Here is a 22,221-nt window from a genome sequence, read left to right as displayed (position 1 = left end):
TGCCGTCCGGGCTGCCCATCGGCTTTCCGAACCACAGACCGAAGAAACCCCGCAGCTCCGCGATGTCCAGGTCCCTCGATCGATCCCGAACTCCGCCGTACCCATGACTAATTGGGAGAATTCAGCATGGGAAATGACATGACGCTCAGACCACTCGTCGAGATCGGGAAAACGTGATCGCCGACACCCGCGGCTGCGGTCACGTAATTCCCCCAGGAGCCGGCCGACGGGCCTTCGGGTGGGGCGCTCGTCCTGCGGGCAGCGGAAAACCGTTGGACGGTCGAGCCCGGATGGGCCATGATCCGCACTCGTGACGACACCGAAGCGGCATCTGGTCCGAGCGGCCGCCCGCAACAACGCCGAGTGGTGTGCGGCGATGAGCCGATCGCACGGCTTGGCAGGAGAGTTCGGGGCACAGGACTGGACCGCTCCGGCTCGCACGCCGCTGTACTACCCCGACGCGGTGACGCTGGTGCCGGGCGCCGACCCGGCCGCGCTGGCGACCCGGATCGACACCACGACGCCCGGCGCCACCGTCAAGGACAGCTTCGCCGACCTCGACCTGGGGGAGGCCGGCTTCCAGGTGCTGTTCGAGGCGCAGTGGATCCACCGCCCGGCGAGTGCGCCCGCCACCGCGTCGGATCTTGCCTGGAACGTGGCGGGCGACCCGGACACGTTGCGCGCCTGGGCGCACGCTTGGGACGACGGGAACGGCAACGCGGACCTCTTCCGGCCCGAACTGCTCGATGACCCGGCCACGTTCGTGCTCTCCGGACTGTCCCTTGGCGGCCGGGTGATCGCCGGAGCGGTGGCGAGCTGCAGCGACCAGGTGGTCGGAATCTCCAATGTCTTCGCGCTGGAGGGCGGCCCCAACGCGGCTTGGCCGGTCGTACTGGACGCGGTGCACGGGCTGTTCCCCACCCTGCCGGTGGTCGGCTACGAGCACGGCAGCGATGACCTGGCGGCCGCCGTCCGCCACGGCTTCGAGCCGGTCGGTCCGCTGCGGATCTGGCTGCACGGCTAGACCGGCTCCAGAGCTGCCCGAGCCACTGTTCGCCGCCACCGCCGCTATGGGAAACGTGACAGCGACGGTGGGGAAGTGACGCTCAAGCGGGGTTCGAGCAGGCAGGACGGCAGGACGGGCAGGAGATCTCCGGGAGGGGATGACGCCGGCATGTGGTGCCGCCGTGCTCGGCCGTCCAGCGTCGCCGATGCGACGGGGCTGCAGGACTGGGGGTCAGCGCGGGTGGAGTTGCCCGGAGGCGGGGACGTCGAGGACGAAGATGTGGCCGATGTCCGCGTCTGCGTAGCCGTAGTCGACGTTTTTCACCCGGAGCTGTTGCGGGGTGGCTTCGACGATCTGGACGGCGACGGGCTCCGGGCGGCCGGGCAGGGAGAGCAGCCAGTCCTGGGCCAGGTAGCTCAGCCCCATGCGGTCCAGGCACTGGCGGGCGTGATGCTCGTTGGTGGGTGCGCCGAGCGGGTGGCCGAAGACGGTGACCGGGGTGAACAGAAACGGGTTGTCGTCGACCGGGCGCAGATAGCCGAGGAGTTCGCCGTCCTCACAGCGGTGGTGGCGGGCCCAGTGGGCGGGGATCACGGCGGATGCTCCAATGAGTGTGCGGCGACGCCGCTTCGCGCGGACAGGGCATCGCCAGGCGGTGGATCAGATCGGGTGGAAGATGCCCGGGGCCAGAGGTCTGCAGCCCTCCAGCAGCCGGTGGCCGGTCAGCTCAGGCGGGCGTCCGCGTAGACGGCCATCGCGTCTCGCTGGTAGGCGGCGAGCCCAACAGCGACCTGGTCGTAGGCCGCGCGCCACTGCACATCGTCGACATAGGTGTCACCAAGGGCTTTGAACGCGGCCGCGTTCGGGGTCCACATCCGGCAGATGCCCCGGTAGTGGGCATCGACCTCGGCCTGCACCGCGGTGTCGGTCACCGGCGTGCCGGATGCTACGAACTCGGCCATGCGGACCATCGCCGCGGTCGCCTCCCGCTGCAGCCGCGCCTGGTCCTCATCCGTGAGTGTGCCGGCGAACTGCCTCGACTGCTCCGCCTCGTCAGGCCACTGCTCGAGGGCGGCCGCCTCGTGGCGGGCGGCGTCGAAGCCCTCGAACAGGTTCTCCGGCCTGCTGATCTTCGTCATGTCGTGGGTGTCCTTGTCTTCCTCAAGTTCGGCGATGGTGCGGCCGACTGTGGCGGCCAGCACGTCCAGCCGCTCCCGCTCCACCAGCAGCCTCCGGCGGTGCTCCCGCAGCGCGGCCACCTGGTCGACCTGGCGCTCCAGGACCGCCGCGATCTCGCGCAGTCCCAGACCGAGTTCCCGCATCAGCAGGATCTGCTGCAGCCGCAGCAGCTCTGCCTCCTCGTAGTAGCGGTGGCCGTTGCTCCCGATGTACGCAGGATCAAGCAGCCCGATCTCGTCGTAGTGCCGCAGCGTCCGGGACGTCACCCCGGACATCCGGGCCACGTCCGCGATGGACCAGGCCATAGCCGTGCCTTTCATCGCCGGGCCGGTCTCTCCGGCCACACACGAGACCGTAGGAGTTGACGCAGCGGAAAGCGCAAGAGGGCCCCGGCACGCACCACTCTCACAACGCCCGGCAATAACGGCTGGCACAATGAGGTGGAAGGCTGGCGACGCCTCGGTTCATGACGGCCGTCCGCCGAACTGCCAGTTGTGAACTTCGATATCGGCGTACCGGTCCGGGGTCAGGACGGCGCGTGCCGTGTACGGGTCCGGCGCCCGCACCAGCGCCGCCGTACCCAGCCAGGTGTCGCCGTCGTCAGACAGCAGCGGCCCGTACGCGATCAACTCGTCCTGCTCGGACGGCACGGCGAGGTCGCCGGCCTGCCCGGCGCCAAGGCCGAGCACCAGGTACCGGTTGCCGCCGGTCCGGCCACCCGGGAAATCCCACATGGTGCGCCCCAACGTGTTGCGCCACCGGCGCAGCAGCACGTCGCGGTACACGCCTGCTTGGTAGCCGGGCTCGCCGAAGGCGAACGCGCGGGCGGCGGCAGGATCTGGCAGGTCGACGATGTGCACACTGCCGGTGGGCGCGTCGCCGTCGCTGGTGAGGGTCGGGCCGCGGGCGATCATCTCCCTCGCGTACCCGTCCATGTAGGACCAGTGCGCTTCCAGCAGCTCGTTACGCAGCGCCAGGGAGCCGGGCCGATCGCGGTGATAGCAGAAGAACTCCATGACCACATTCTTCATCACCATGCGCATCCCCCTTACAACGTCCCGCACAATGCGTTGAGTTGGCGGTGGGTGATGAGGCAGCAGGCCGGCCTTGAGAAAGGCTTCGTGGATGTCGGCTCGTCGTTCCCAGCGGATGCTGAGGCGCTTGGAGCCATGGAGCCATGGAGCCAGGCGAAGGTTCGCTCGACCACCCATCGGTAGGTTCCCAGGCCGGCTCCGCCGAGGAAGCTGAGCAGGCCACGATCCTGCGCCGCTCTGCCCTGCAAGTACGGCAGCCTGACTGGCGGGGAGGCGCTGGAGGGGGATGTCCGTGCCTCGTGCTATCCAGGCTTGTATGACGGATACGACGTACTCCGAATTGCTGGGAACTATCGATGAGTTCGCCGGAAGGCTGGACCTGCATGAGCGGGTGGCCTGCCTTTACGGCCTGATCGCTCCCCTGCTCGACCGCGTTGAGCAGGAGGACGAGGAGTTGAGCGATGAGCCCGTGCTCTCGACCGCGGATGCGGTGCGGGGGATCCACAAAGCTGCTGCTGGCGAGCCGACCGACGTCGATGCGGTCCATGAGCAGCTGACCGAAGTGGGTCTGTGCTACTCCGAAGACCAGGACCCGGAGCGACACATTGTGTCCCAGTCGGCCTACGCGTCGGCGGCCTGGCTGCGCCTGCTGACAGGGCGGAAACTGCGTACCACGAGATACCTTGAGGGCGACGACGAGGATCTGATGCCGCCGTTCGCTCCGTCGACGTTCACGCAGATTGTCGATCTTCTGGCTTGGACTCGATCGGGCCAGGTGTATTGCCACTGGGAGGACGCCACAACCGCTCCCGAGGACGATCTTCCGGCCGCGACACGCGAGCTCCAGGTGATGCACCTGGAGATCACCACCTGAGGAAATCATCAGGGGCGGATCACGGTCCTCCGTTGCAGGTTGTAGGCGAAGACGCCGAGTCCGACCCAGGTTTGTGCTCCGCTGAGCCGTCGCAGCCGTGTTCGGCGGAGCCCGAACCCACGCTTGAGGTGACTGATGCGGGCTTCGATACCAACGCGCCGGTTCCGCTTCATCCGGACCCTCGCCCAGGACACCGACCTGTGGCACGACGACGTGTGGGTCGTGGACTCCACACCGGTGGAGTGCGCTCGGTCCAGGCCCACCGTCAAACGCACGGACCTGGCCGGCCGGGTCGCCTACGCCTACTGTCCGTCCCACTCCCGATTCTTCCGGGGCGTGCGACTGCATCTGATGGGCACACCCGGTGGCCTGCCCATGGCCTGGGCCCTGGCCCACCCCAAGGCGGACGAACGCGACGTCCTGGCCGACATACTCACCACTGACCCTGACCTACTGGCCACCCCTCCCGGTCAGACCGCCATCGGCGACAAGAGTGACGTGTCCAAGCACCTGGACGCTTTCATGACCAACCACGGCCGGCCTGGCCCTGCTCCGACCGAGCTACCGGGCCCGGTGTCTCGGTCGTCATCGTGACGCGGTCGCCGTCGAGCCTGCCGGTGCTTTTCGGCTTCGGGTCGTCCCGCGGCAGGCTCCAAAGCATCATCGCGACCACGGTGGCGGTCATGGCCAGCGGCAGCCGGCATGTCAGCGAGACCGGTCTCCGGGCCGCAGCCGGCGGCTGGGTGGGGAGCCGTGCCTGCGCGGCCTCGGCAGAGGCAACACGGGCCCCTCATGGGCCAGTTCTTCTCTGACATCTCGCGGGGCGGTGGCCGGGGTGGAGGAGGCTCTCGCCGGTCCCGCGGCGGGTTGACGACGAAGATCCGCCTTGCAGCCAACGGCCGCTGCCCTCCGCCGGCGGGTCCGCCGCTGTTCCGTACTCGTCTGGTCCCCGCGGCCAGGCGGCCGGTCGGCATGACCACGGTCATGTCCTGGACCGCATGCCCCCGGGTTCCATGGCTGCCTCGATCGACGAGTGGATCTTGTCCGGGTGATGGTCATTCGTTACGCATATCCAAGACATGTGTTATGAAACACCTGGCATTACATGGCGTGGGGGCGAAGTGATGGCTTCATTCGAAGGTTGTCTTGTGGGTCGTGCGGCTGAGTTGGCGGAGCTGTCCAGGCTGGCGGAGTCCACACTTGCGGGCGAGGGGCAGGCCGTGTTCGTCGTGGGTGAGGCCGGTCTCGGGAAGACCGCGGTGCTTGAGCGGGCCGCGGCGGCAGCGGAGCGTATGGGTATACGGGTGCTGCATGGGAGTGCCCAGGAGCTGGAACAGGCATGTCCGTTCGCCTTCATTTCAAGCTCCTTGAGGCTGGAGGAGTCTCCCTCGGATGCCCGGCGGGCTCGGGTCGCCGAGGTGCTGCGTGGCGATGCCCGCTACGGTCTGCCGGGCGCCAAGAGTGAGGCGGCGGGGGCGACGATCGAGGCGATGGTCGGGCTGGTCGAGGACTTGTGCGCACAGGGGCCGCTGGCACTGTTCCTCGATGACCTTCAGTGGGCAGATGCGGCAAGCGTGGCCGTGCTGCACAAACTGGTGCGTTCGGTGCATCAATTGCCGCTTCTGGTGGTGGGTGCCCACCGGCCCGTGCCCGGAGTTGGGGAAGTCTGCCACCTGTCACGGAGCCCGATCGCCGGCAATCGCACCCTGCTGGAGCTGGCACCACTCGATACGGAGGCCGTGGCGGCCCTGCTGGCTGACCTGTGCGGCCAGCCGGCCGGTCCGCGACTGCGGCGCATGGCAGAGGGAGCCGCCGGCAACCCGCTGTACATCACGGAGTTGATCGCCGCGCTGAGGCGCGAGCACGCCATCGAGACCGGCGAGGACATGGCGGACATCGCCGCCGGCTGCTCGCTGCCGCCGCTGACCGCGCTGGTGACGCACCGGCTGCGCTACCTGCGTGATGACGTGCTGCAGGTGCTGCGCGTCGCCTCCGTACTGGGCGCCAGTTGCACCACCGCCGAACTCGCAGCAGTGGTGGACCTTCCGGTACGCGACCTGCTGACCGTCATGGCGGAGGCCGAGGCATCCGGGGTGCTGAGGGACACCGGCCAACGCCTGCGCTTCCGCCATGAGCTCATCCGGCACGCCCTGTACGACGCCGTGCCGGAGTCGGTCCGGACCATGCTGCACATGAGAGCGGCGCAGTGCCTTGCCGAGGCCGGGGCAGCTCCCGAACGCGTTGCCGAGCACCTGCTCAACGGGGTGCCGAGCACGGACTTCCTGATCACGTGGCTGGAAGGATCCGCGGCACGGCTCACCACGCGGGCACCGGTCATGGCTCTGCGGCTGCTCACCACGGCGCTGGCGCTCGGGGACCCCACGGATGCCGGGTATATCAATCTCCGTCTGCACCATGCCCTTGCGCAGCTCTCCTGCGGTCTCCTCGCCGAGGCGGAGGAAAGTGCCCGCTGCGCCCTGGCAAAGGCACCTGACCCCGGGTGGGAATGCCTGATGCGCTGGATCGTCATCCAGGCGGCGTTCGCCCGCGGCCGGCCTGACCTGGCGCTGGCGGAGGCGCGGGCCGGATGCCGGAGCCCGGGCGTACCGGCGATCGAGGCGGTCCGGTTCCAGGCGTTCAGTGCGGTATGTCTCTTCGCGCTGGGCGACGTCACCGAAGCCGGCGCGGTCGCCTCACGTGCCCGGCGCGCCGCCGACGAGGCCGGTGACAGTTACGCCCTGGCCAGCACCCTGCACATACTGGCAGCCAAGCGTTTCCTCGAAACGCCTGACGCCGAAGCGGTCGAACTGGCGCGGCAGGCGTCCCGCCTCACGCCCGACACGATGCACCCGGCGGAGTGGATGGGGCTGCAACTCGCCCTGGTCAACTACTACGTCGATCTCGATCTCGGGCACGACGCCCAGCGGACCCTCGCCGCCGTACGCATCCCGGCGGAGCACACCGGAGGGGTGTTCCTGCCCTGGTACCACCTGTCCTGCGCGCTCCTCGCGTTTCACACGGGGCGCTGGGACGATGCGCTGGCGGAGATCGAATCAGGTCTCGACTGCGGAGGCCAGGACGAGATGAGCCGGGCGCTGCGGGCGGTGGCGGCATTGATCGCCGTGCACAGAGGCCGGCGCCCCCTCGCCGAAGCACATCTGACCGCTCTGCAGCCCGAGCTCGACAACGCGACGGTCGCCGCCTTCTACGAGTATCTGCCGTTGTGCGCAGGCGTCCTTCTGGACGAAGCGCAGGGCGATGCCCAGCGCGCCTACTCCCGGCTCGCCGAGGCGTTCGACAGCGGCGTCGGCCATCTGCCGGGCCAGCTGATCCTCAGCTTTCTGACACCTGATCTGGTCCGCCTCGCCCTGGCCCAGGGGGACCACACGAACGCACGGCGATACGCCGCCGCCGCGCAACGGCGCGCCGACCACAGCGGCGGCCTCTACCACCTCGGTGACGCCTACCGCTGTCAAGGTCTGCTGAGCGAGGACCCTGATCTGCTCATGGAAGCGGTCCGCTGCTACCGCAACGCTCCGCGGCCACTCAATGCGGCACACGCCCTTACCGATGCGGCGGAAATGCTGGCCCGTAAAGGGCGACTGGATGACGCCCGCGTGCTGCTCGATCAGGCGCTGGACACGTTCACGCAGCTGGGCGCGGTCTGGGACGTGGCCCAGGCGACGTCCCGGCTGCGAGCGGTCGCCGTCCGCCGGGGCTCACACAGGACCCGAACCGGCTTTCGCGACGGCTGGGAAGCACTCACCCACACCGAACGACTGGTTGCGGAGCACGTGGCCGAAGGGTGTTCCAATCCCGAGATCGCGGCTCGGCTGTCCATCGCCCGAAGCACCGTCAGCACGCATGTGTCCAGCATCCTCAGAAAGCTGGCGATGACCTCACGGGTCGAAATCGCCGCGGAGGTGACCCGCCGGCAGAAGTCCGGGCGGTCACCTTCGCAGGGCTGACCCCCTCGGCGCCCGACGCTCGACGCGTTGTTCCCCGGCTCCGTTCGCGGAGGCCGGGGAACCGTCCGACGGCGTGCCGTCAGATCACGAGGTGAAGTGCTCTCAGATCACGAGGGGGAGTGATCCGCACCGGTCACCGGTTGTTGACGCACTCCGGAGCGAGGCTGTCGCTCGTGCACAGCACCAGGTTACTGCTGAGATTGTCGGTGCCGTCCTTGGCGGGGATGGTGGCGGTGCCGTCACCGGACCAGGTGTCACCGAGATCATTGGTGAACGTCCACTTACCCGTCACCGTCTTCATGAGCTGGCCTCGCATGGCCCAGCTGTAGTTGTTCGGCTTCACGGATATCTTGTTCGCGTCGCTCACGGCGTCGGTCTGGGTCCAGGAGTGATCGTAGCGTGCGGTGATCGCCGTACTGACCTTGGCCGTGACGATTTCGACGTTGATCCCGACCTCGCTGGTGACGGTGATGGAGCCGCCCACCGCATTGGTCTGGGACGTGGTCTGAGTCCAGGTGATGGTCCGATCCCCGGGGTCGGTGCTGTTGTTCCACACATTGGAGCTGACCCGCTGCAGGTTCCCCACGGATGCCACGCTGTCGCCGGTGACCTTGTAGTCACACGACTTGATGATGCTGGAACTGTTGCTGCACTGCTTCAGGGCGTACGCGGTGGCCAGGTCCGAGAGGGTGGGACCCGTGTACTCCGGGCTGGGCGTCGGGCCGATGGTCCACTGCTGGTTGTTGTCGCCGTTGCAGTCGTGGATACCCACTGTTGTGCCGTCGTTACTGCTTCCCCCGAACACATCCATGCACTTATTGGTGTTGACGTTCCGGATCAGGTAGTAGCCGCCACCACCGCTCGAGGGCTGCAGATACCAGTTCTGCTTGCTGTTGCTCTGGTCGCAGTACTCCGGCTCGACGAGGTGGCCGTTGTCGGAGTTGAAGTCGACGCACTTCTGCGTCTTGTCGTTGCGAATCAGGAAACTCCCGTCCCCGTTGGGAAGGATGCTCCAATTCGCTATCGGCGACTTGTTGATGACCATTTCGGTCCGGTAGTCCGGCGAGTCCTTCGCCAGATCCAATGATGGCGCAAGACCGTCGCTCTGGGGCAGGCGCGGCGACAGCGACAGGCCCGTCATGGCGGGGGTGTCCGCGTGAGCCGTTCCGGCCGTGAGCGGCGAGACTGACGTGGCGAGGGTGGCGAAGGCGACCGCGGCGAATGCGGCCATCGTCCGCCGCACTGGCCTGTGGGGGGTCGGCTCGGTGATCATGGTTATTCGGTTCTCCTTCGGCAGTTCTTGCTTGTGGGCGGGCTTGGTGACCGGCCCTCATGCCGTGGCAACGCCCTCCCGGACAGGGGAGGAAGCACCCCATCCCTGGCTGTGGCCCGCTGCGGCGGTGTCAACGTACGGGCGTCCGCGCGGCGTTACATCCATCAACTGAGGGAGGACTTGCCGGACGGGCGGCGGAGGGGGTGACGGGCGCGGCAGACGACAGGCGCACCTCGGCCCGGTCGCACTGGACCGTCATGTTGTGCGTCGTGCGGTGGGATCCAGTGGCGGTGGGCAGTTCGGTGGTGGTGCCGGTGAGGGTGGTAATGCCCTTGGGAGCGGGTGGGGTCGAGTGGCTCGTTTTGGGGGTAGGCAGGGAGTAGTTCACTTGTCACGGCTGTGTACTGCGGGCCTGGCGATTGGTTGTCGTCGCTCACGGTGGGTAGACGCGGATCGCCCGTTTCCTGTCGGAGCCATTCCATGTCTGTGGTGACTCTTCCGCGGCCTTTGAGCCGCATCACCCTGATGGCTGTGCAGCGCCGTCTGTTGGGAGGGCTCATCCTCGCGTTCGATGGCTGGTCGGGGTGTCGGCAGCTCGGTGAAATTTGTGGCGGGGCGCTTTGTTCGCGACACCGTTGAGGGCTTTGCGGCGGTCGGGGGAGTGGTGGTCGTGGATGGTGGGGTGGAGGTTGGTGGCGTGGAGGAGCGTTTCGCCGAGGGGCGAGGCAGCGTGGTGGGCCTGTGCCGCGCTGCAGTGGCTTCGGCACTGGTCATACGTCGCTCATGCGCGTTGGCTGGTGCGTGGCGGCAAAGGCGAGGTGTGCGGCTCGGTAGTGGGCTGGTTCGCGTAGTTCACGTTGGCGGTGAGCTGCTGGCAGCAGGGCGCCCTGTCTCATCCACCCGGTCTGTCTGCAGTGGATGTATCAGCCGAGGACGAGCGGCAGTTTCGCGGCCAGTTCGCCGAGTTCGGCCTTCTCCGCGTCGGTCGGTGCCCGGCGTCCGGTGCCGACCAGAAGTGCGTCTTTGTCGGTGAACGAGGCGGGGAACGCGGCGTCGGTGATCTTTTCCAGCGTCGCGCGGGTTCGGGCCAGGCCCTCCGTGGGCGGTTCCGTGGCGTCTGGGAGGTGCGCGATCAGGTCGAGGTGGTGCAGCGTCCATTCCAGGACGTACGCGGTGAGGTAGTCGCCAACGGTGAGGACCTCGTCGCGGGTGCTCACCCGGGCGCCGGGGTCGGCGAGTTCGGCGGCGCGTCCGGCGGCGGAGCCGACGTCGTCGAAGTGGAACTTGAGCAGGCGCGGATCCTCGTACGCGGCGGCCAGTCGGACGATCAGCGCATCGAGCGGGTCCTCGCCGGTCGGCGGTTGGTCCTCGATGTTCCAGTAGGTCACCGCGTTGACGGTCGGTTCCGTTTCGGCGGGGGTGACGAGGGTGATCAGGACGTCCTGCGCGTCGATGATCAGGTGGCACACGAGGTCCCGCACAAGCCAGCCGGTGCAGCCGGACGGCTGCTCGAAGTCCTTGTCCGGGAGTTCGGCGACCGCCGTGCGCAACGCCGCCCAGGAGTGTGAGAAGAGATCCACACCGGCAAGGTAGTGCGGTGCCGGAATGGCGGACAAGCGTATTTGGATGGTCGGGTCGTGTACCTGGAGGGGCGGGTCGGGCGGAGGCCCTGGGTGACCCCGGACCCGGCCTTGCCGGTCCGCGCCGACAGACCGTACGCGTCCGCCAAGAACCGCGTCTACCTGGGCAGACGCGGCATCCACTGGCACCATCCCGGACAGGGCCGACCAGGCGGCCAACCGCAAGAAGCGCGGCTCCCGCGGCGGACGGCCACCGAAGTTCGACAAGATTGACTACCGGGGGGCCACGCCGATGGTGTCGGCCATCCGCTCATAAGCACGGAGTGCCTCTGGAGCGGATTTGTCGATCTTGGGCATGAGAGTGGCCCCTGATTTCCGATGGGGGTCTACAGGCCGTGGCTCACCTGCGCTTTCGGGTACTTGCAGCTGCGTGACTGCGTGACTGCGTGACTGCGTGACTGCGTGACTGCGTGGCGCAGAGGGCTCGGGCTGGCTGTGGAGAGTTCCTCGACGAGTGCGTGGACGAGGAAGTGGGGGGTCGGCAGAGAAGGAGGCGGTCCACGGGATTCGTTGGGTGCCGGCACTTCCCGTCATCGTCCAGCTTTCCGGTGCGACCACGTCCATCGTGAATCGGCTATGCCGGTCGGGTGCTTTCCACACGCCGCCCCCGTAGCTGGCTTCAGTTGGACGGTAAGCAGCCCGTTGGGGCAGCCCCGGCCGTCGAGGCTGCTCTCCGTCGCATAATCGGCGTCTATGCGAGACACGAGGCTGTCGGAGCCGTCAGAGCCGACCGAGCACTACATCTTCAATGACAGCCAGACGATCGTGCTGGAGTGCGGATTCCAATGGGATTCCGTGACCGACCGGGATCCGATCGAGCTGGAGCGGATGACCGCTCACCGTGCTGTCCGAGCGCTGGCCGAGCTGTGCGAGGGGCTCATCGAGCCTATGACGCTCGGCATGACCAGAAACTGGGTGGACGAGTACAGCTGGCCGACCGACGGCAATCCGCCGCGATGGAACTGGTTCCTGAAGACGCCGCAGTCGCCGTCTGACGCCTGCTCGATTTACGTGGACCCGCAGGTCATAGAGGTAGCAACGCTGGACGAGCGGTCGGTACTCACCGCTGTCGACCGCATACTTGACGACCCATGTGAGGCACCCGAAGGCAAGCGCCTGGCATGGGAGGAGATGCGTATATGTCACACCTGGGCCCGGTTGCCCGAACCCGACCGGCACATTGAGAACGATGAACTGCGCATCGATGACCACGACAACAAGGCGCGTCGCGTTCTGGTCCCTCTTGAACGTGCAAACGGCCGCACATGGGTGACCGTGCCGGAGACCAGCGTCTGGTATCCGTTCCTGCTGCGGGTGAACAAGTCCTTCGGCACGGTTTACTCCGACGGGCTCGAGTACGACGAGTTCATCGAGATGACGATTGACGTCAACTGGTCATTTTGGTGGCATCCCGGGGAGGGCCGAACCAAGCTCGATCAAGCTGTGGACCGCCTCCTTCGGCAAGGGTGGCGCAACACAAACCCGCAATCCAGAACCCATCCCCAGTGATCAACGCCTGCCCCTGAAAAGAAGACTTCCTGGCCGCAGGAGGCGAACACGCGGTGGAGGGCCTTGCCCGAATACGACAGACGGAAGAGGCCAGTACTTCACCCGGGGGCGCATGGCAGCACCAGCACGACGACGCCGATTCACCTGTACACGGCGCCTGTTAGGAGTCTGCGGGCCCGCGTCGCCCGCCGCTGTGCACGCCGGGCCGCTATCGGCCGTCTCGTCGTCGCCGCTGTCATACTGGCCATCGTCGTCGTTGTGTTCCGCGCATACCCGGTCACCAGCGCCCTCCTGATCGGTCTCACCTTGGCCGTGGCCGTCATCGAGGACGCCGCTGATGCGTTCAACGCCCGCATTCGTGTCGATACCCAGGCCAAGCAGGCGGGCCGCGGCGGTCTGCTCGGCGGCCCCGGATACGGCCGCGCCCGCCCTGCGCCGTGGCGGTTCGCGGGGGTCAGGTGTCGGGCGGGCGAAGCCCGGCCACCGCCCATTTCGCCCGCGTGGACAGCCGGCTGAGCGCCTTCGCCGGCTCCTTGCCGATCGTGTCCAGCAGGAGCCTTCCGTGCGCCATCGTCGCACGCGCGAGTTCCGCGTCACCCGCCTCGACCGCGGCGAGCGTCAGCTCCAAATGCTGTTCCTCGACCGGTACGCCGAGGCCCTGGAGCTGGCAGGAACAGCTGTCCAAGGCTTTGTCGTGCCTGAATCGGCGCCGGGTATTTGCCGGGTGGGGGTGTTCGGGGGTGGCTGGGGGGTGTTCGGTGGTGCTTTGGCTTGGTGCGAGGTCATGGTGGAGTTGGTTGGTGCGGGTGTCTTCGCCGGGCCGGGTGCTTGGTGCGTGTATGGCTGGCTCGTGTCGGAGGTGGAGAGGCTGTTGGCTGATCTGGTTCATGCGGATGTGTGGTGAGTGTTGTTGGGTGCTGAGGTCGTTGGTCTCGTTCGGGCTGGGTTTGGTCGGATGAAGGGTTGTGCCGTCACTGAAGTGGTCGTCCAGTTGCTGGTGAGGTGGTCGTGTGTTGGTGCGGTGTCTGATGGGATCGTCGCAGTGGTGTTCGATGATCTGGTCAGGGGCGGCGTCGTTGGTGTAGGGGTCGAGGTGGTCCTTGAACGGTTAGGGGTGGTGGGTCGCTACGCGGGCTTTGGTGACCTCGTTCGTGTAGGGCGGGAGGGCGTCACCCAGGGCGAAGGGGAAAGTGTTCACGGTCGTGCGGAGAACAGGCTCAGTGCCTGTTTTTGAACCGGGCGGGTGGAGAAGTTCGGGGAGGTGATGGCTGCCAGAGCTGCAGGAATGGTGCGGCTTCGCAGCTCACTATGGCGCTTATCAGAGCGGGCCACGCTCGGCGTGCGGGACGACAGCGGTGTTGACGGGGCAACAGGCGCGGTAGTGTGTGGGAAGCGTCGCGTGCTGGTGGCAGACCGTGTCAGGCATGGAGGCGCCGGATCGAAGGAGGCCGACGATGCACTCGTCGCACCCTTCGCTCTCGCGTGACTGAGCGCGAGACGACCAGGCTCGTCGCCTGGAGCCAAGAACTCCGTCGGGTGCACAGTCGACTACGAGAAGCGCTGGCTGTGACCCGCGCTTCCCTTGCCGACGGCACCCCTGGTGAGGCGGCCACCCGTGAACTGCTGCTGTATTGCCATGGCTTCTGCACGGCTCTCGACGGCCACCACCAGGGCGAAGACCGCACCCTGTTCCCGGCCATCGCAGCTGCGCACCCGCAGCTGCGCCCGGTGCTGCGCTCGCTCGAGCAGGATCACTCGATGATCGCCCACCTGCTCGGCAGCCTGCGTGACGCTGTTGACCGGGCCGCACTGTTTGAGGAGTTTGGCTACCATCTCGAAGGCATCGCTGCGATCATGGAGAATCACTTCCGCTACGAGGAGCGGCAACTGCTCACTGTGCTCGAAACCCTCGAGCTGGCAGCGGCACCCGGAGAGGTGTTGGGCCCGATGTGATCCTCAACCGGACAGTGGGTGGTGGTGACCGCCACCGCCAGATTGATCAGTCTCGTTGCGCTTCGCGAGATGCCGGTTGTCCGCTTCTGCGGGAGCTTCGGCGGGTGATTGGCCTGGTCATGAGCGTGATGGCAGCCCAGGTGATCAGCGACTCGGAGTGTTGGATGAGCCGTTCGTAGTCGTGTGTGTGGCGGCGGGCGTGCATGATCCAGGCGAGCGACCGCTCGACGACCCGGCGTCGGGGCAGGATGACGAAGCCGGGGGTGTTCTTTGGTCGGCTGACGGTCTTGAGGGTGAGCCCGAGGTCTTTGTTCGGGTCACGAGCTGTCCGGCATAGCTGGAGTCGGCCCGGGTGATGGTGATTTCGGGGTGCATCAGCCCCAGGCGGAAGAGGACTTCCTTGGCCGCGTCGCGGTCGGTCATGTCGGCCGGGGTGACCATGATGAACAGCGGCGGGCCCTTGGTGTCCACGATCAGGTGCCGTTTGCGGCCGTTGGTCTTCTTCGCTCTGTCATAGCCCCGCGAGTCCTTGCCGACGGTCTCCGCGGCCTTGAGCGACTGCGAGTCGATCACCGTGGCGACCGCTCCGGGCGCCTGGCTCATCTCGTGGCGGATGCGCTTGCGGAGCTGGTCACGGATTTGGCCGACGACGCCGGCGGCAGCCCAGCGGGCGGTGAAGCGTTCCTCCTCCTCGCCGATCCCTGCGAGGATCTTGTGGACGGTGAAGGACACCCTCGACACCCGGCGGTCCTTCGGCCACCTCGACGCGGTCCACCTCGCGTTCTTCACCACCGGGTACGACACCTCGATGTCCTCGGCCAGGCGGAACAGCGGGTCCTTGACCGTGAACAGCTCGTCGTTTCGCTCCTGGCCGCCGGACTCGCGCATCGGCTCGACCTTGAGTGCGTAGTCGCCGATCGTGAATTGGATGCGGCTGGCCGTCTCGACCGGTTTCCGCAGTTCAGCCACGATCTGGGCATACCGGCTCTGGCTGACGCTGCCGACCTTGTCGGCGATCTCGATCTCTTCGGGCATGGCATGGCATTCACCACCCACCGTGGGACCGGGGCACGGGCCCGCGGTCGTCTCGAGACCCGGCCCGCTTCTGTGACCGAGAGTCAGACCGCAAATGTGCTGATCACTACGAACGACCGTAAGTGACCGGAATCTGACCGAGGTTGGGATTCGGATGCGTTCGCGATGCGGTCACTGTGACCGTTCGCCGAACGTTTCCTTCCGGGCCTTCCGGGCCTTCCGGGCCTTCCAGGCCCTCGCGACGCACCGCCGTGAGCAGTAGGCGGCGTTCGAACGCCGATCCACCCCGGTCACCCCAGTGGCCTCGTATTCAGGGCACTGGGCCCGGCCGGCACCACTTAACTCCGCGGCCATCCGCTTGCGCAACCGGCGGTTCCGGCGCCACGGCCTGGAACGATATGCCGCAGAGCAGTACACGGCACCGGGCCGTGCTTCCGGCCTCAGCCGTTCACCGCAGCCCCGCACACAGGCTCTCCGGCTTGCCCGGCACCCTCGGACACCAGGTCGGCCTAGGCCCCAAAGCTACTCAAAACCTGGGATCAGAAACAGGCGCTCAGGTGGTGGTGGGCGGTGTGAGGGGCCTTTGGGGTCGACTGTTCATCGGTGGTTCGCCCAGTGGAGTGGAGCTCGGGTGTGGGCCGAGCTCCACCGTGTGGTGCTGGATGGGTTGGGCTCGTGTGGTGGGGTGGGTTGGTGGAGTTGGTGGGTCGGGAGGGGGTGTGCTTTCTGGTGGTGGTTGAGGTGTTGGGTGGTGGTTGAGGCCGGCTCGGTGCCGTGGCGCTGGGTCGGTCTTTTTTGGTGGTGTGTCTTTTGGGTGTTGGGTGTTGTGTTTGGTGGGTTTGGTTAGTCGGTGCCGGATTCCATTGCGGCGTGGTCGAGCATTTCGTCGGTGGTGGAGGGTTTGCCGCGGGAGGCGATGGCGTCGGCGTCGCCTTGGGGTGTCTGTGGCAGGGTGTCGATGAGTGCGGTGGCGGTTGTTTGGGTGGCGCTGATGGTGGGGCTTGTGGTGCCGATGAGGCCGAGTCCGGCGTATTGTTCGAGTTTGGCGCGGGAGTCGGCGATGTCGAGGTTGCGCATGGTGAGTTGGCCGATGCGGTCGACGGGGCCGAATGCGGAGTCTTCGGTGCGTTCCATGGAGAGTTTGTCGGGGTGGTAGCTGAAGGCGGGGCCTGTGGTGTTGAGGATCGAGTGGTCTTCGCCGCGTCGCAGTCGCAGGGTTACTTCGCCGGTGATGGCGGCGCCGACCCAGCGTTGGAGTGATTCGCGGACCATGAGTGCTTGTGGGTCCAGCCAGCGGCCTTCGTACATCAGGCGGCCCAGGCGTCGTCCCTCGTTGTGGTACTGGGCGAGGGTGTCCTCGTTGTGGATCGCGTTGACCAGGCGTTCGTAGGCCGTGTGCAGGAGGGCCATGCCGGGTGCCTCGTAGATGCCGCGGCTTTTGGCCTCAATGATGCGGTTTTCGATCTGGTCGGACATGCCCATGCCGTGGCGGCCGCCGATGGCGTTGGCCTCCATCACCAGGTCGACGGGGGAGGCGAACTCCTTGCCGTTGATGGTCACCGGGCGGCCTTGGTCGAAGCCGATCGTGACGTCCTCGGTGGGGATCTCGACCTCGGGGTCCCAAAACCGCACGCCCATGATGGGCTGCACGCTCTCGACGCCGGTGTCGAGGTGTTCGAGGGTTTTGGCCTCGTGGGTGGCGCCCCAGATGTTGGCGTCGGTGGAGTAGGCCTTTTCGGTGCTGTCGCGGTAGGGCAGGTTGTGGGCGAGGAGCCACTGCGACATTTCTTTGCGGCCGCCGAGTTCGGTGACGAAGTCCGCGTCCAGCCAGGGCTTGTAGATCCGCAGGTGCGGGTTGGCGAGGAGGCCGTAGCGGTAGAACCGCTCGATGTCGTTGCCCTTGAACGTCGAGCCGTCGCCCCAGATCTGTACGTTGTCCTCGAGCATCGCCCGGACCAGGAGGGTGCCGGTGACGGCGCGGCCCAGTGGCGTGGTGTTGAAGTAGGCGCGCCCGCCCGAGCGGATGTGGAACGCCCCGCAGGTGAGCGCGGCCAGGCCCTCCTCGACCAGCGCCGCGCGGCAGTCGACCAGGCGCGCGATCTCGGCGCCGTAGGTCTTTGCGCGGCCGGGCACCGAGGCGATGTCGGGCTCGTCGTACTGGCCGATGTCGGCGGTGTAGGTGCACGGGATGGCGCCCTTGTCGCGCATCCACGCGACCGCGACCGAGGTGTCGAGGCCGCCCGAGAAGGCGATGCCGACGCGCTCGCCGGCGGGGAGGGAGGTGAGGACCTTAGACATAGGAAGAGTATGCCTAACCGCGCATGATCATGCAAAGGGGGTGTCTCGTCGGGGCGAAAAGCTCACCATGGCGCGGACTGTCGGTGCGCAGGCCGGCGTCGGCGAACCCTCCGCGCCGCCCCAATGCGGGGCGCAGCACTCGGGTGATCACTCGGATGAGAGCCGGGGCGAAGTTCAAGGGCGGGATTCGAGTACGTCGCCTTACCTTTGGCGAAGCCGTCGTCGTCGCCTGGTTGGGGCATGCTCCCTGTGGCCCTGTGGCCCTGTGGCCCTGTGGCCCTGTGGCCCTGTGGCCCTGTGGCCCTGTGGCCCTGTGGCCCTGTGGCCCTGTGGCCCTGTGGCCCTGTGGCCCTGTGGCCCTGTGGCCTTGTGGCGGTGTGGCGGTGTGGCGGTGTGGTGGTGTGGTGGTGCCGGGTTGGTCTGTCGGCTGTGTGGTGAGTTCCGGTTGGGTTGGGTGGCGGTGTAGAGCTCGTCCGTGTTGCCCTGGGGAGGTAGCGGCGGGGGAGCGATCCATTCGTTGTGCATCTCGCGGGGCGCGGTGGTGGTCAGCCGCTCGAGGGCGGCGGGTTGGAGAAGGCCTGGACGACATGGTGCGGCGTTTGATCTCGCGGTTGATCCGTTCCAGGGGTTGGTGGACGGATCTTCTTCCAGTGTCGAGAGGGACGCCTTTCGACGGCGATTTCGCTGGTGACGATCCGCACGGAGGTGTCCTTGATGAGCCGATCACCGGTTCCAGTGCCTTCGCCCATGACTGCTGCTCGCTGCACCGCCCGGTCGCCAGGTCAGGGGGACGCTGGTGAGGACTTCGCGGAGGGCGGCGTGGTGGTCTCGAACCGCCGGGGAGTGTGGGGCGTGGGGCCGGAAAGGGCTGCAACGGGTACTGGCACCGCCGTCGCGTCCGGTCCACGGGCCGGCGGCCAGAGCTTCCGGCGCCGTTGCGCAGGGCGGTTCACCGGTTGCCGCGAGTGTCGCCGGCAGTGGCGGTGGCAGTGGCAGCGCGGGTGGCAGTGGCAGTAGACCAGTCTGCCCGTGTTCGTCGCGGCTCCAGTCCTTGAGATGGGTGGCGTAGGAGAAGCACTGCCGTCAGGAGGTCGCCAGGGCACTGGTGCGGCGCAGGCTCAGGCGGTCTCGTCCAGACGTAGCGCAGGTATGTCCACTCTCCGCCGCTGTGTGTGCCACACGGGAGACGAACTGCTCGGCCGCACGTCCGCTTCGGCTGGCTGGGCTTCCAGTACGTCCTGTTGGACCTGCGCACGCGCACGCAGGTACGTGATCAGGTCACTCTGGTTGTGCTCGCTGTCGGCGTCGTCCGTAGCACGGCGGGGCGGGGGAGGGGCGCTGGGCCCGGCGGGTGTCCCGTCCGGTAGATGCCGATCACGAGCACGTCGTCCGCAGCAGCCGGGCAGACCGCAGGGCAGACCCCGGGGCAGGACTCCCGGTGGGCGCTCGGCTTTGTCCGCTCCGTCTGTTCACGAGCAGCAGTACACGAGCAGCGGCACACGAGCAGCAGTACACGACCAGCGGTACATGGCCGTGTTTCTTGCGGGCCTGTTGGGTCGCACGGTCGGGATGGCTTCGAACCTTTCGGGAGGATGGTCTGTTCCGGCAGCATGTGGGTGGGAGCCGTATCCGACAGTCCGTAGTGTTGGATCAACGGTCCGGCCGGGTTCTGCATCCGGCCCGAACTATTTCTGCCTTGGCGGAGCGGACGAATGACCGAACCGGCCGCGTTCACGCATCAGGTGAGCCGCTACCGCGGATTTCCCCTGCCGGCGGCGGCCTCGATCCGCAGATATCCGGGTCGCCGTCTGTCGAGGAACTCTCCATCCGTTCGACTATCCACTGTGTCTGGTGAATCCGCTGCCGGGCACATGTCCAACACTGCCCTCGGGTCACGGACCGCCTCGTCGATCGACACCGCCCCGCGCCTGGATCGAAGAGTTCACCGGGATGATTGATCTGGCCTGCACAACGGAACCGACTACGGCCCCATCAGTGTGGTTGTGTACTTTCGACCGTTCCCCCGCCTCCGCCCCGCCTCCGCCCCGCCTCCGCCTCCGTCCCCGTCCCCGCCCCGCCTCCGCCTCCGTGCCCGCCTCCGCCTTTGTTCGTCATCGCGTCATCGTGCGCGCTGTCTGTGCTTCCCTCGACGTTTTAGTCATGAAGATTCGGCGATTCGAGAGGGCGTCGTGCAGCACTTCGGTGTACTTCGACCGGGTCGGCGCCGCTCCCCAACCTCATACATCCCTCGATCTCCTTTGCGAAGTCCCGTGGCAGTACGGCGAATCGGTGGATTGACTCGGGGGGGGGCGGGAGGCCTCTTGTTCGCCTTGTCGACCGCCCGCTGTCGCGCTGCCCCCAATTTGGGGCGTCGTCCAGGGGAGTTCGGGCGGGAGGTCGTGTTTGCCATTGGTGTGGCGCCAGGGGTGGTGTCCTCCGGGGCGAGGAGATGAGGGCCGTGTCGTACGGGCGGTGCTCGCCCAGCACCATGCATGGGGGGCCAGTGGGGGAGCGAAGCCAGTTCTCTATGGGCGGGGCCACGTTCTTGCCGCCCGTCGTGATCAGGATCAGGTTTCCTTCTTGCGGGCGGCCGTGGCCGTCAGGTAGCCCTCGTCGTCCAACTCCCTATGCCGCCGGCGGGGAACCAGCCGTCCACGCTCGCCGGCACCACTCGGCTTCGCCCGCGTGTGGGTTCCAGTAGCCGCGGAAGAGCTGACCGCCGGTGAGGTGAATCTCGCCGTTCGCGGCGATGCGGACCTGATGCCGGGCAGGGCACCGGCTGGATCTGCGGACGGTCTCCGCCCGAGGCATGATGATCCTTGTCGGGCACGCTCAGTGAACTCTGCGCTGCTGGGCAGCAGATGGCCCGCCGGCCCGAACGTGACCGGCACACACACCACACCGCACGTGCACACCACACCGCACGTGCACACCACACCGCACGTGTCTTTGTGGTGTGCCGGCGCCGGCCGAGCCACGAGACCTTGGCGCGATCAGGGAGATCACCGCACCTTGGTCGAACACGTGATCTTATGCTGGCGGCATGATCGATGTACCTCTTTCAGCGTTGGAAGTCGCGATGGTCCAATCGGGCGCCCGGGCCGTGGAGACCCTACGCGATACCGCCGCCTTTGCTCAGGGACTGGAACGGCTGGGCTACCACCGGATCTGGTACGCCGAGCATCACCATTCGCCCGCGATCGGCGCGTTCCCACCCCTCGTGTTGAGCGCGCATTCTGCCGCCTCGACCTCGGTCATCCGTCTCGGTTCGGGCGGTGTACTGGCACCCAACCACGCGCCCATCATGCTGGCGGAGCAGTTCGGAACGCTGGCTGCCTTGCACCCGGACCGCATCGACCTGGGTATCGGCCGCGGCCCTGGCACCTTCGATGAGGCCACCGCACGGGCACTGCGCCGCGGAGCCGGACCGACGACGGATGCGGAGTACCACGGCGACGTGGCCGCGATCTTGTCCTTTCTGGTCGACGAAGTCGCACTCGGCCCGCTGCCGCAGCCATGGCTGCTGGCCTCCAGCACCGCAGGTGCCGCCCTGGCCGCAAGACTCGGCCTGCCGATCGCCCTCGCACACCACATCCGGCCGGACAACACCCAAGCGGCGCTGGAACGTTACCGGGCGGCGTTCACCCCGTCGCGTTGGTGCGAGCGGCCTCGGGTGCTGGTGTGCGTGGAGGCGGTGTGTGCCGAGACGGAAGAGGAAGCCGCGTGGCGAGTGGGACCGATGGACGTCGTCAAAGCCGGGCTCCTCAAAGGCCTCAGTGAGATCGCCTTCCCCACGCCCGCGGACGCGGCCACCCACCCCTTCACAGCAACGGAGCGACAGGCGCTGGCCGGCTTCCGTGCGCAGCAAGCCGTCGGGACGCCCGAGACCGTCGTACGCCGGCTTGCGCAACTGGCGGGTGAGACCGGAGCGGACGAACTGATGCTGACCACGCCCGTCTACGACCTCCGCGACCGCATTCGCTCCTACGAACTCATCAAGAAGTACTCCGAGGCGACGACAGCACCGTAGGAACACGCTGGAAGGGACGCCGGACGCCCGCACGTCGCAGGCGCTCCCCACCGGCCGCGGCCTCAGCGCCTCGACCCGCATCGGACGGTGCCGGTCGAGGTGGCTTCAGGCGGAACGACTGACCGCCTACAGCTGCTGCTGCGGAGCGGTTCGAACGCGGCTCGCTCCGCAACGGCTCACCATGAAACCGGTCAACGGTCCCTGGCCAACAGTCCTTTCTGGAGCGGCTCACAGCCCTCGGCGCTGGTGGCGCCCTCCACGGCGCACCGGTGCACCCTGGCTGCGACACCCTTCCCGCCTCGCCCGCCGGTCAGAGTCGGGCGGGGCATGCCCGACAAGGCGCCAGAGGTGTCGGCCTGGTCCGGCTGGCGGCGCAGCGAGGGAGCAGCTGCGGTCACTGCGAGACGGGCCACGTCCACCGG

14 protein-coding genes and 4 pseudogenes are annotated in these 22,221 nt (G+C 67.2%); 8 read left to right on the top strand and 10 right to left on the bottom strand.

Going from position 1 to position 22,221, the window contains the following annotated elements:
• The first annotated feature begins 310 nt into the window (after positions 1–310).
• Positions 311–1,024, top strand: a complete 714-nt coding sequence (locus KI385_RS00230) for a hypothetical protein (protein WP_238570213.1) — start codon at positions 311–313, stop codon at positions 1,022–1,024.
• Between the two features lie 213 nt (positions 1,025–1,237).
• Here KI385_RS00230 and KI385_RS00225 read toward each other — a convergent pair whose 3' ends face one another.
• From KI385_RS00225 to KI385_RS00210, 4 genes and pseudogenes are all read right to left on the bottom strand, one after another.
• Positions 1,238–1,600 (bottom strand): hypothetical protein, encoded by a 363-nt coding sequence (locus tag KI385_RS00225; protein WP_238570212.1) that lies wholly within the window; start codon positions 1,598–1,600, stop codon positions 1,238–1,240.
• Between the two features lie 128 nt (positions 1,601–1,728).
• Positions 1,729–2,490, bottom strand: coding sequence for a MerR family transcriptional regulator (locus KI385_RS00220; protein WP_238577502.1), 762 nt, complete (start codon positions 2,488–2,490; stop codon positions 1,729–1,731).
• 159 nt (positions 2,491–2,649) lie between these two features.
• Positions 2,650–3,201 (bottom strand): YciI family protein, encoded by a 552-nt coding sequence (locus KI385_RS00215; protein WP_238577501.1) that lies wholly within the window; start codon positions 3,199–3,201, stop codon positions 2,650–2,652.
• A gap of 32 nt (positions 3,202–3,233) precedes the next feature.
• Positions 3,234–3,419, bottom strand: a pseudogene (locus KI385_RS00210) (transposase); the annotation flags it as partial.
• A 116-nt stretch (positions 3,420–3,535) separates the two neighbouring features.
• Here KI385_RS00210 and KI385_RS00205 point away from each other — a divergent pair.
• Positions 3,536–4,093: a hypothetical protein gene (locus KI385_RS00205; protein ID WP_238570211.1), complete on the top strand. Its 558-nt coding sequence runs from the start codon at positions 3,536–3,538 to the stop codon at positions 4,091–4,093.
• 8 nt (positions 4,094–4,101) lie between these two features.
• Here KI385_RS00205 and KI385_RS00200 read toward each other — a convergent pair.
• Positions 4,102–4,269 (bottom strand): annotated as a pseudogene (locus KI385_RS00200) (transposase); the annotation flags it as partial.
• Here KI385_RS00200 and KI385_RS00195 point away from each other — a divergent pair.
• Positions 4,259–4,661: pseudogene (locus KI385_RS00195) on the top strand (transposase family protein); the annotation flags it as partial. The pseudogenes KI385_RS00200 and KI385_RS00195 overlap by 11 nt on opposite strands.
• A 511-nt stretch (positions 4,662–5,172) precedes the next feature.
• Positions 5,173–8,061 carry an ATP-binding protein gene (locus KI385_RS00190; RefSeq protein ID WP_238570209.1) on the top strand — a complete coding sequence of 963 codons (2,889 nt, stop codon included), beginning with the start codon at positions 5,173–5,175 and terminating at the stop codon, positions 8,059–8,061.
• Positions 8,062–8,194: 133 nt separating this feature from the next.
• Here the strand turns inward: KI385_RS00190 and KI385_RS00185 are convergent, their stop codons facing one another.
• Positions 8,195–9,334 (bottom strand): RICIN domain-containing protein, encoded by a 1,140-nt coding sequence (locus KI385_RS00185; protein WP_238570208.1) that lies wholly within the window; start codon positions 9,332–9,334, stop codon positions 8,195–8,197.
• Between the two features lie 923 nt (positions 9,335–10,257).
• A complete protein-coding gene (locus tag KI385_RS00180) occupies positions 10,258–10,914 on the bottom strand; it encodes a maleylpyruvate isomerase N-terminal domain-containing protein (protein WP_238570207.1) in 657 nt (218 codons plus the stop codon).
• A 753-nt stretch (positions 10,915–11,667) separates the two neighbouring features.
• Between KI385_RS00180 and KI385_RS00170 the strand changes: the two genes are divergently transcribed.
• Positions 11,668–12,483: a hypothetical protein gene (locus KI385_RS00170; protein ID WP_238570206.1), complete on the top strand. Its 816-nt coding sequence runs from the start codon at positions 11,668–11,670 to the stop codon at positions 12,481–12,483.
• 454 nt (positions 12,484–12,937) lie between these two features.
• Here the strand turns inward: KI385_RS00170 and KI385_RS00165 are convergent, their stop codons facing one another.
• Positions 12,938–13,111 carry a hypothetical protein gene (locus KI385_RS00165; RefSeq protein ID WP_238570205.1) on the bottom strand — a complete coding sequence of 58 codons (174 nt, stop codon included), beginning with the start codon at positions 13,109–13,111 and terminating at the stop codon, positions 12,938–12,940.
• Here KI385_RS00165 and KI385_RS00160 point away from each other — a divergent pair, their 5' ends adjacent.
• Entirely contained in the window at positions 13,112–13,387 is a 276-nt protein-coding gene (locus tag KI385_RS00160; protein ID WP_238570204.1) for a hypothetical protein, read from the top strand.
• Between the two features lie 578 nt (positions 13,388–13,965).
• Positions 13,966–14,436: a hemerythrin domain-containing protein gene (locus tag KI385_RS00155; protein ID WP_281066757.1), complete on the top strand. Its 471-nt coding sequence runs from the start codon at positions 13,966–13,968 to the stop codon at positions 14,434–14,436.
• A 100-nt stretch (positions 14,437–14,536) separates the two neighbouring features.
• Here the strand turns inward: KI385_RS00155 and KI385_RS00150 are convergent.
• A pseudogene (locus KI385_RS00150) lies at positions 14,537–15,471 on the bottom strand (DUF6192 family protein); the annotation flags it as partial.
• Between the two features lie 843 nt (positions 15,472–16,314).
• On the bottom strand, positions 16,315–17,769 hold the full coding sequence (argG, locus tag KI385_RS00145) for an argininosuccinate synthase (protein WP_238570201.1): 1,455 nt from the start codon (positions 17,767–17,769) through the stop codon (positions 16,315–16,317).
• Positions 17,770–20,812: 3,043 nt separating this feature from the next.
• Between argG and KI385_RS00135 the strand changes: the two genes are divergently transcribed.
• Positions 20,813–21,799 carry an LLM class flavin-dependent oxidoreductase gene (locus tag KI385_RS00135; RefSeq protein ID WP_238570200.1) on the top strand — a complete coding sequence of 329 codons (987 nt, stop codon included), beginning with the start codon at positions 20,813–20,815 and terminating at the stop codon, positions 21,797–21,799.
• Positions 21,800–22,221 lie beyond the last annotated feature (422 nt).

This window comes from Streptomyces inhibens (assembly GCF_022221585.1).
GTDB lineage: Bacteria > Actinomycetota > Actinomycetes > Streptomycetales > Streptomycetaceae > Streptomyces > Streptomyces inhibens.
Note: the sequence above shows the minus strand (reverse complement) of the source record. Positions and strands in the feature narration are given on the sequence as shown.

Bases quoted from the DNA above. Each gene is read 5' to 3' on its own strand.
- KI385_RS00170 (WP_238570206.1), top strand. From the start codon at position 11,668: ATGCGAGACACGAGGCTGTCGGAGCCGTCAGAGCCGACCGAGCACTAC.
- KI385_RS00135 (WP_238570200.1), top strand. From the start codon at position 20,813: ATGATCGATGTACCTCTTTCAGCGTTGGAAGTCGCGATGGTCCAATCG.
- KI385_RS00185 (WP_238570208.1), bottom strand. From the start codon at position 9,334: ATGATCACCGAGCCGACCCCCCACAGGCCAGTGCGGCGGACGATGGCC.
- KI385_RS00220 (WP_238577502.1), bottom strand. From the start codon at position 2,490: ATGGCCTGGTCCATCGCGGACGTGGCCCGGATGTCCGGGGTGACGTCC.
- KI385_RS00205 (WP_238570211.1), top strand. From the start codon at position 3,536: ATGACGGATACGACGTACTCCGAATTGCTGGGAACTATCGATGAGTTC.
- KI385_RS00160 (WP_238570204.1), top strand. From the start codon at position 13,112: ATGCTGTTCCTCGACCGGTACGCCGAGGCCCTGGAGCTGGCAGGAACA.
- KI385_RS00215 (WP_238577501.1), bottom strand. From the start codon at position 3,201: ATGGAGTTCTTCTGCTATCACCGCGATCGGCCCGGCTCCCTGGCGCTG.
- KI385_RS00190 (WP_238570209.1), top strand. From the start codon at position 5,173: ATGTGTTATGAAACACCTGGCATTACATGGCGTGGGGGCGAAGTGATG.
- argG (WP_238570201.1), bottom strand. From the start codon at position 17,769: ATGTCTAAGGTCCTCACCTCCCTCCCCGCCGGCGAGCGCGTCGGCATC.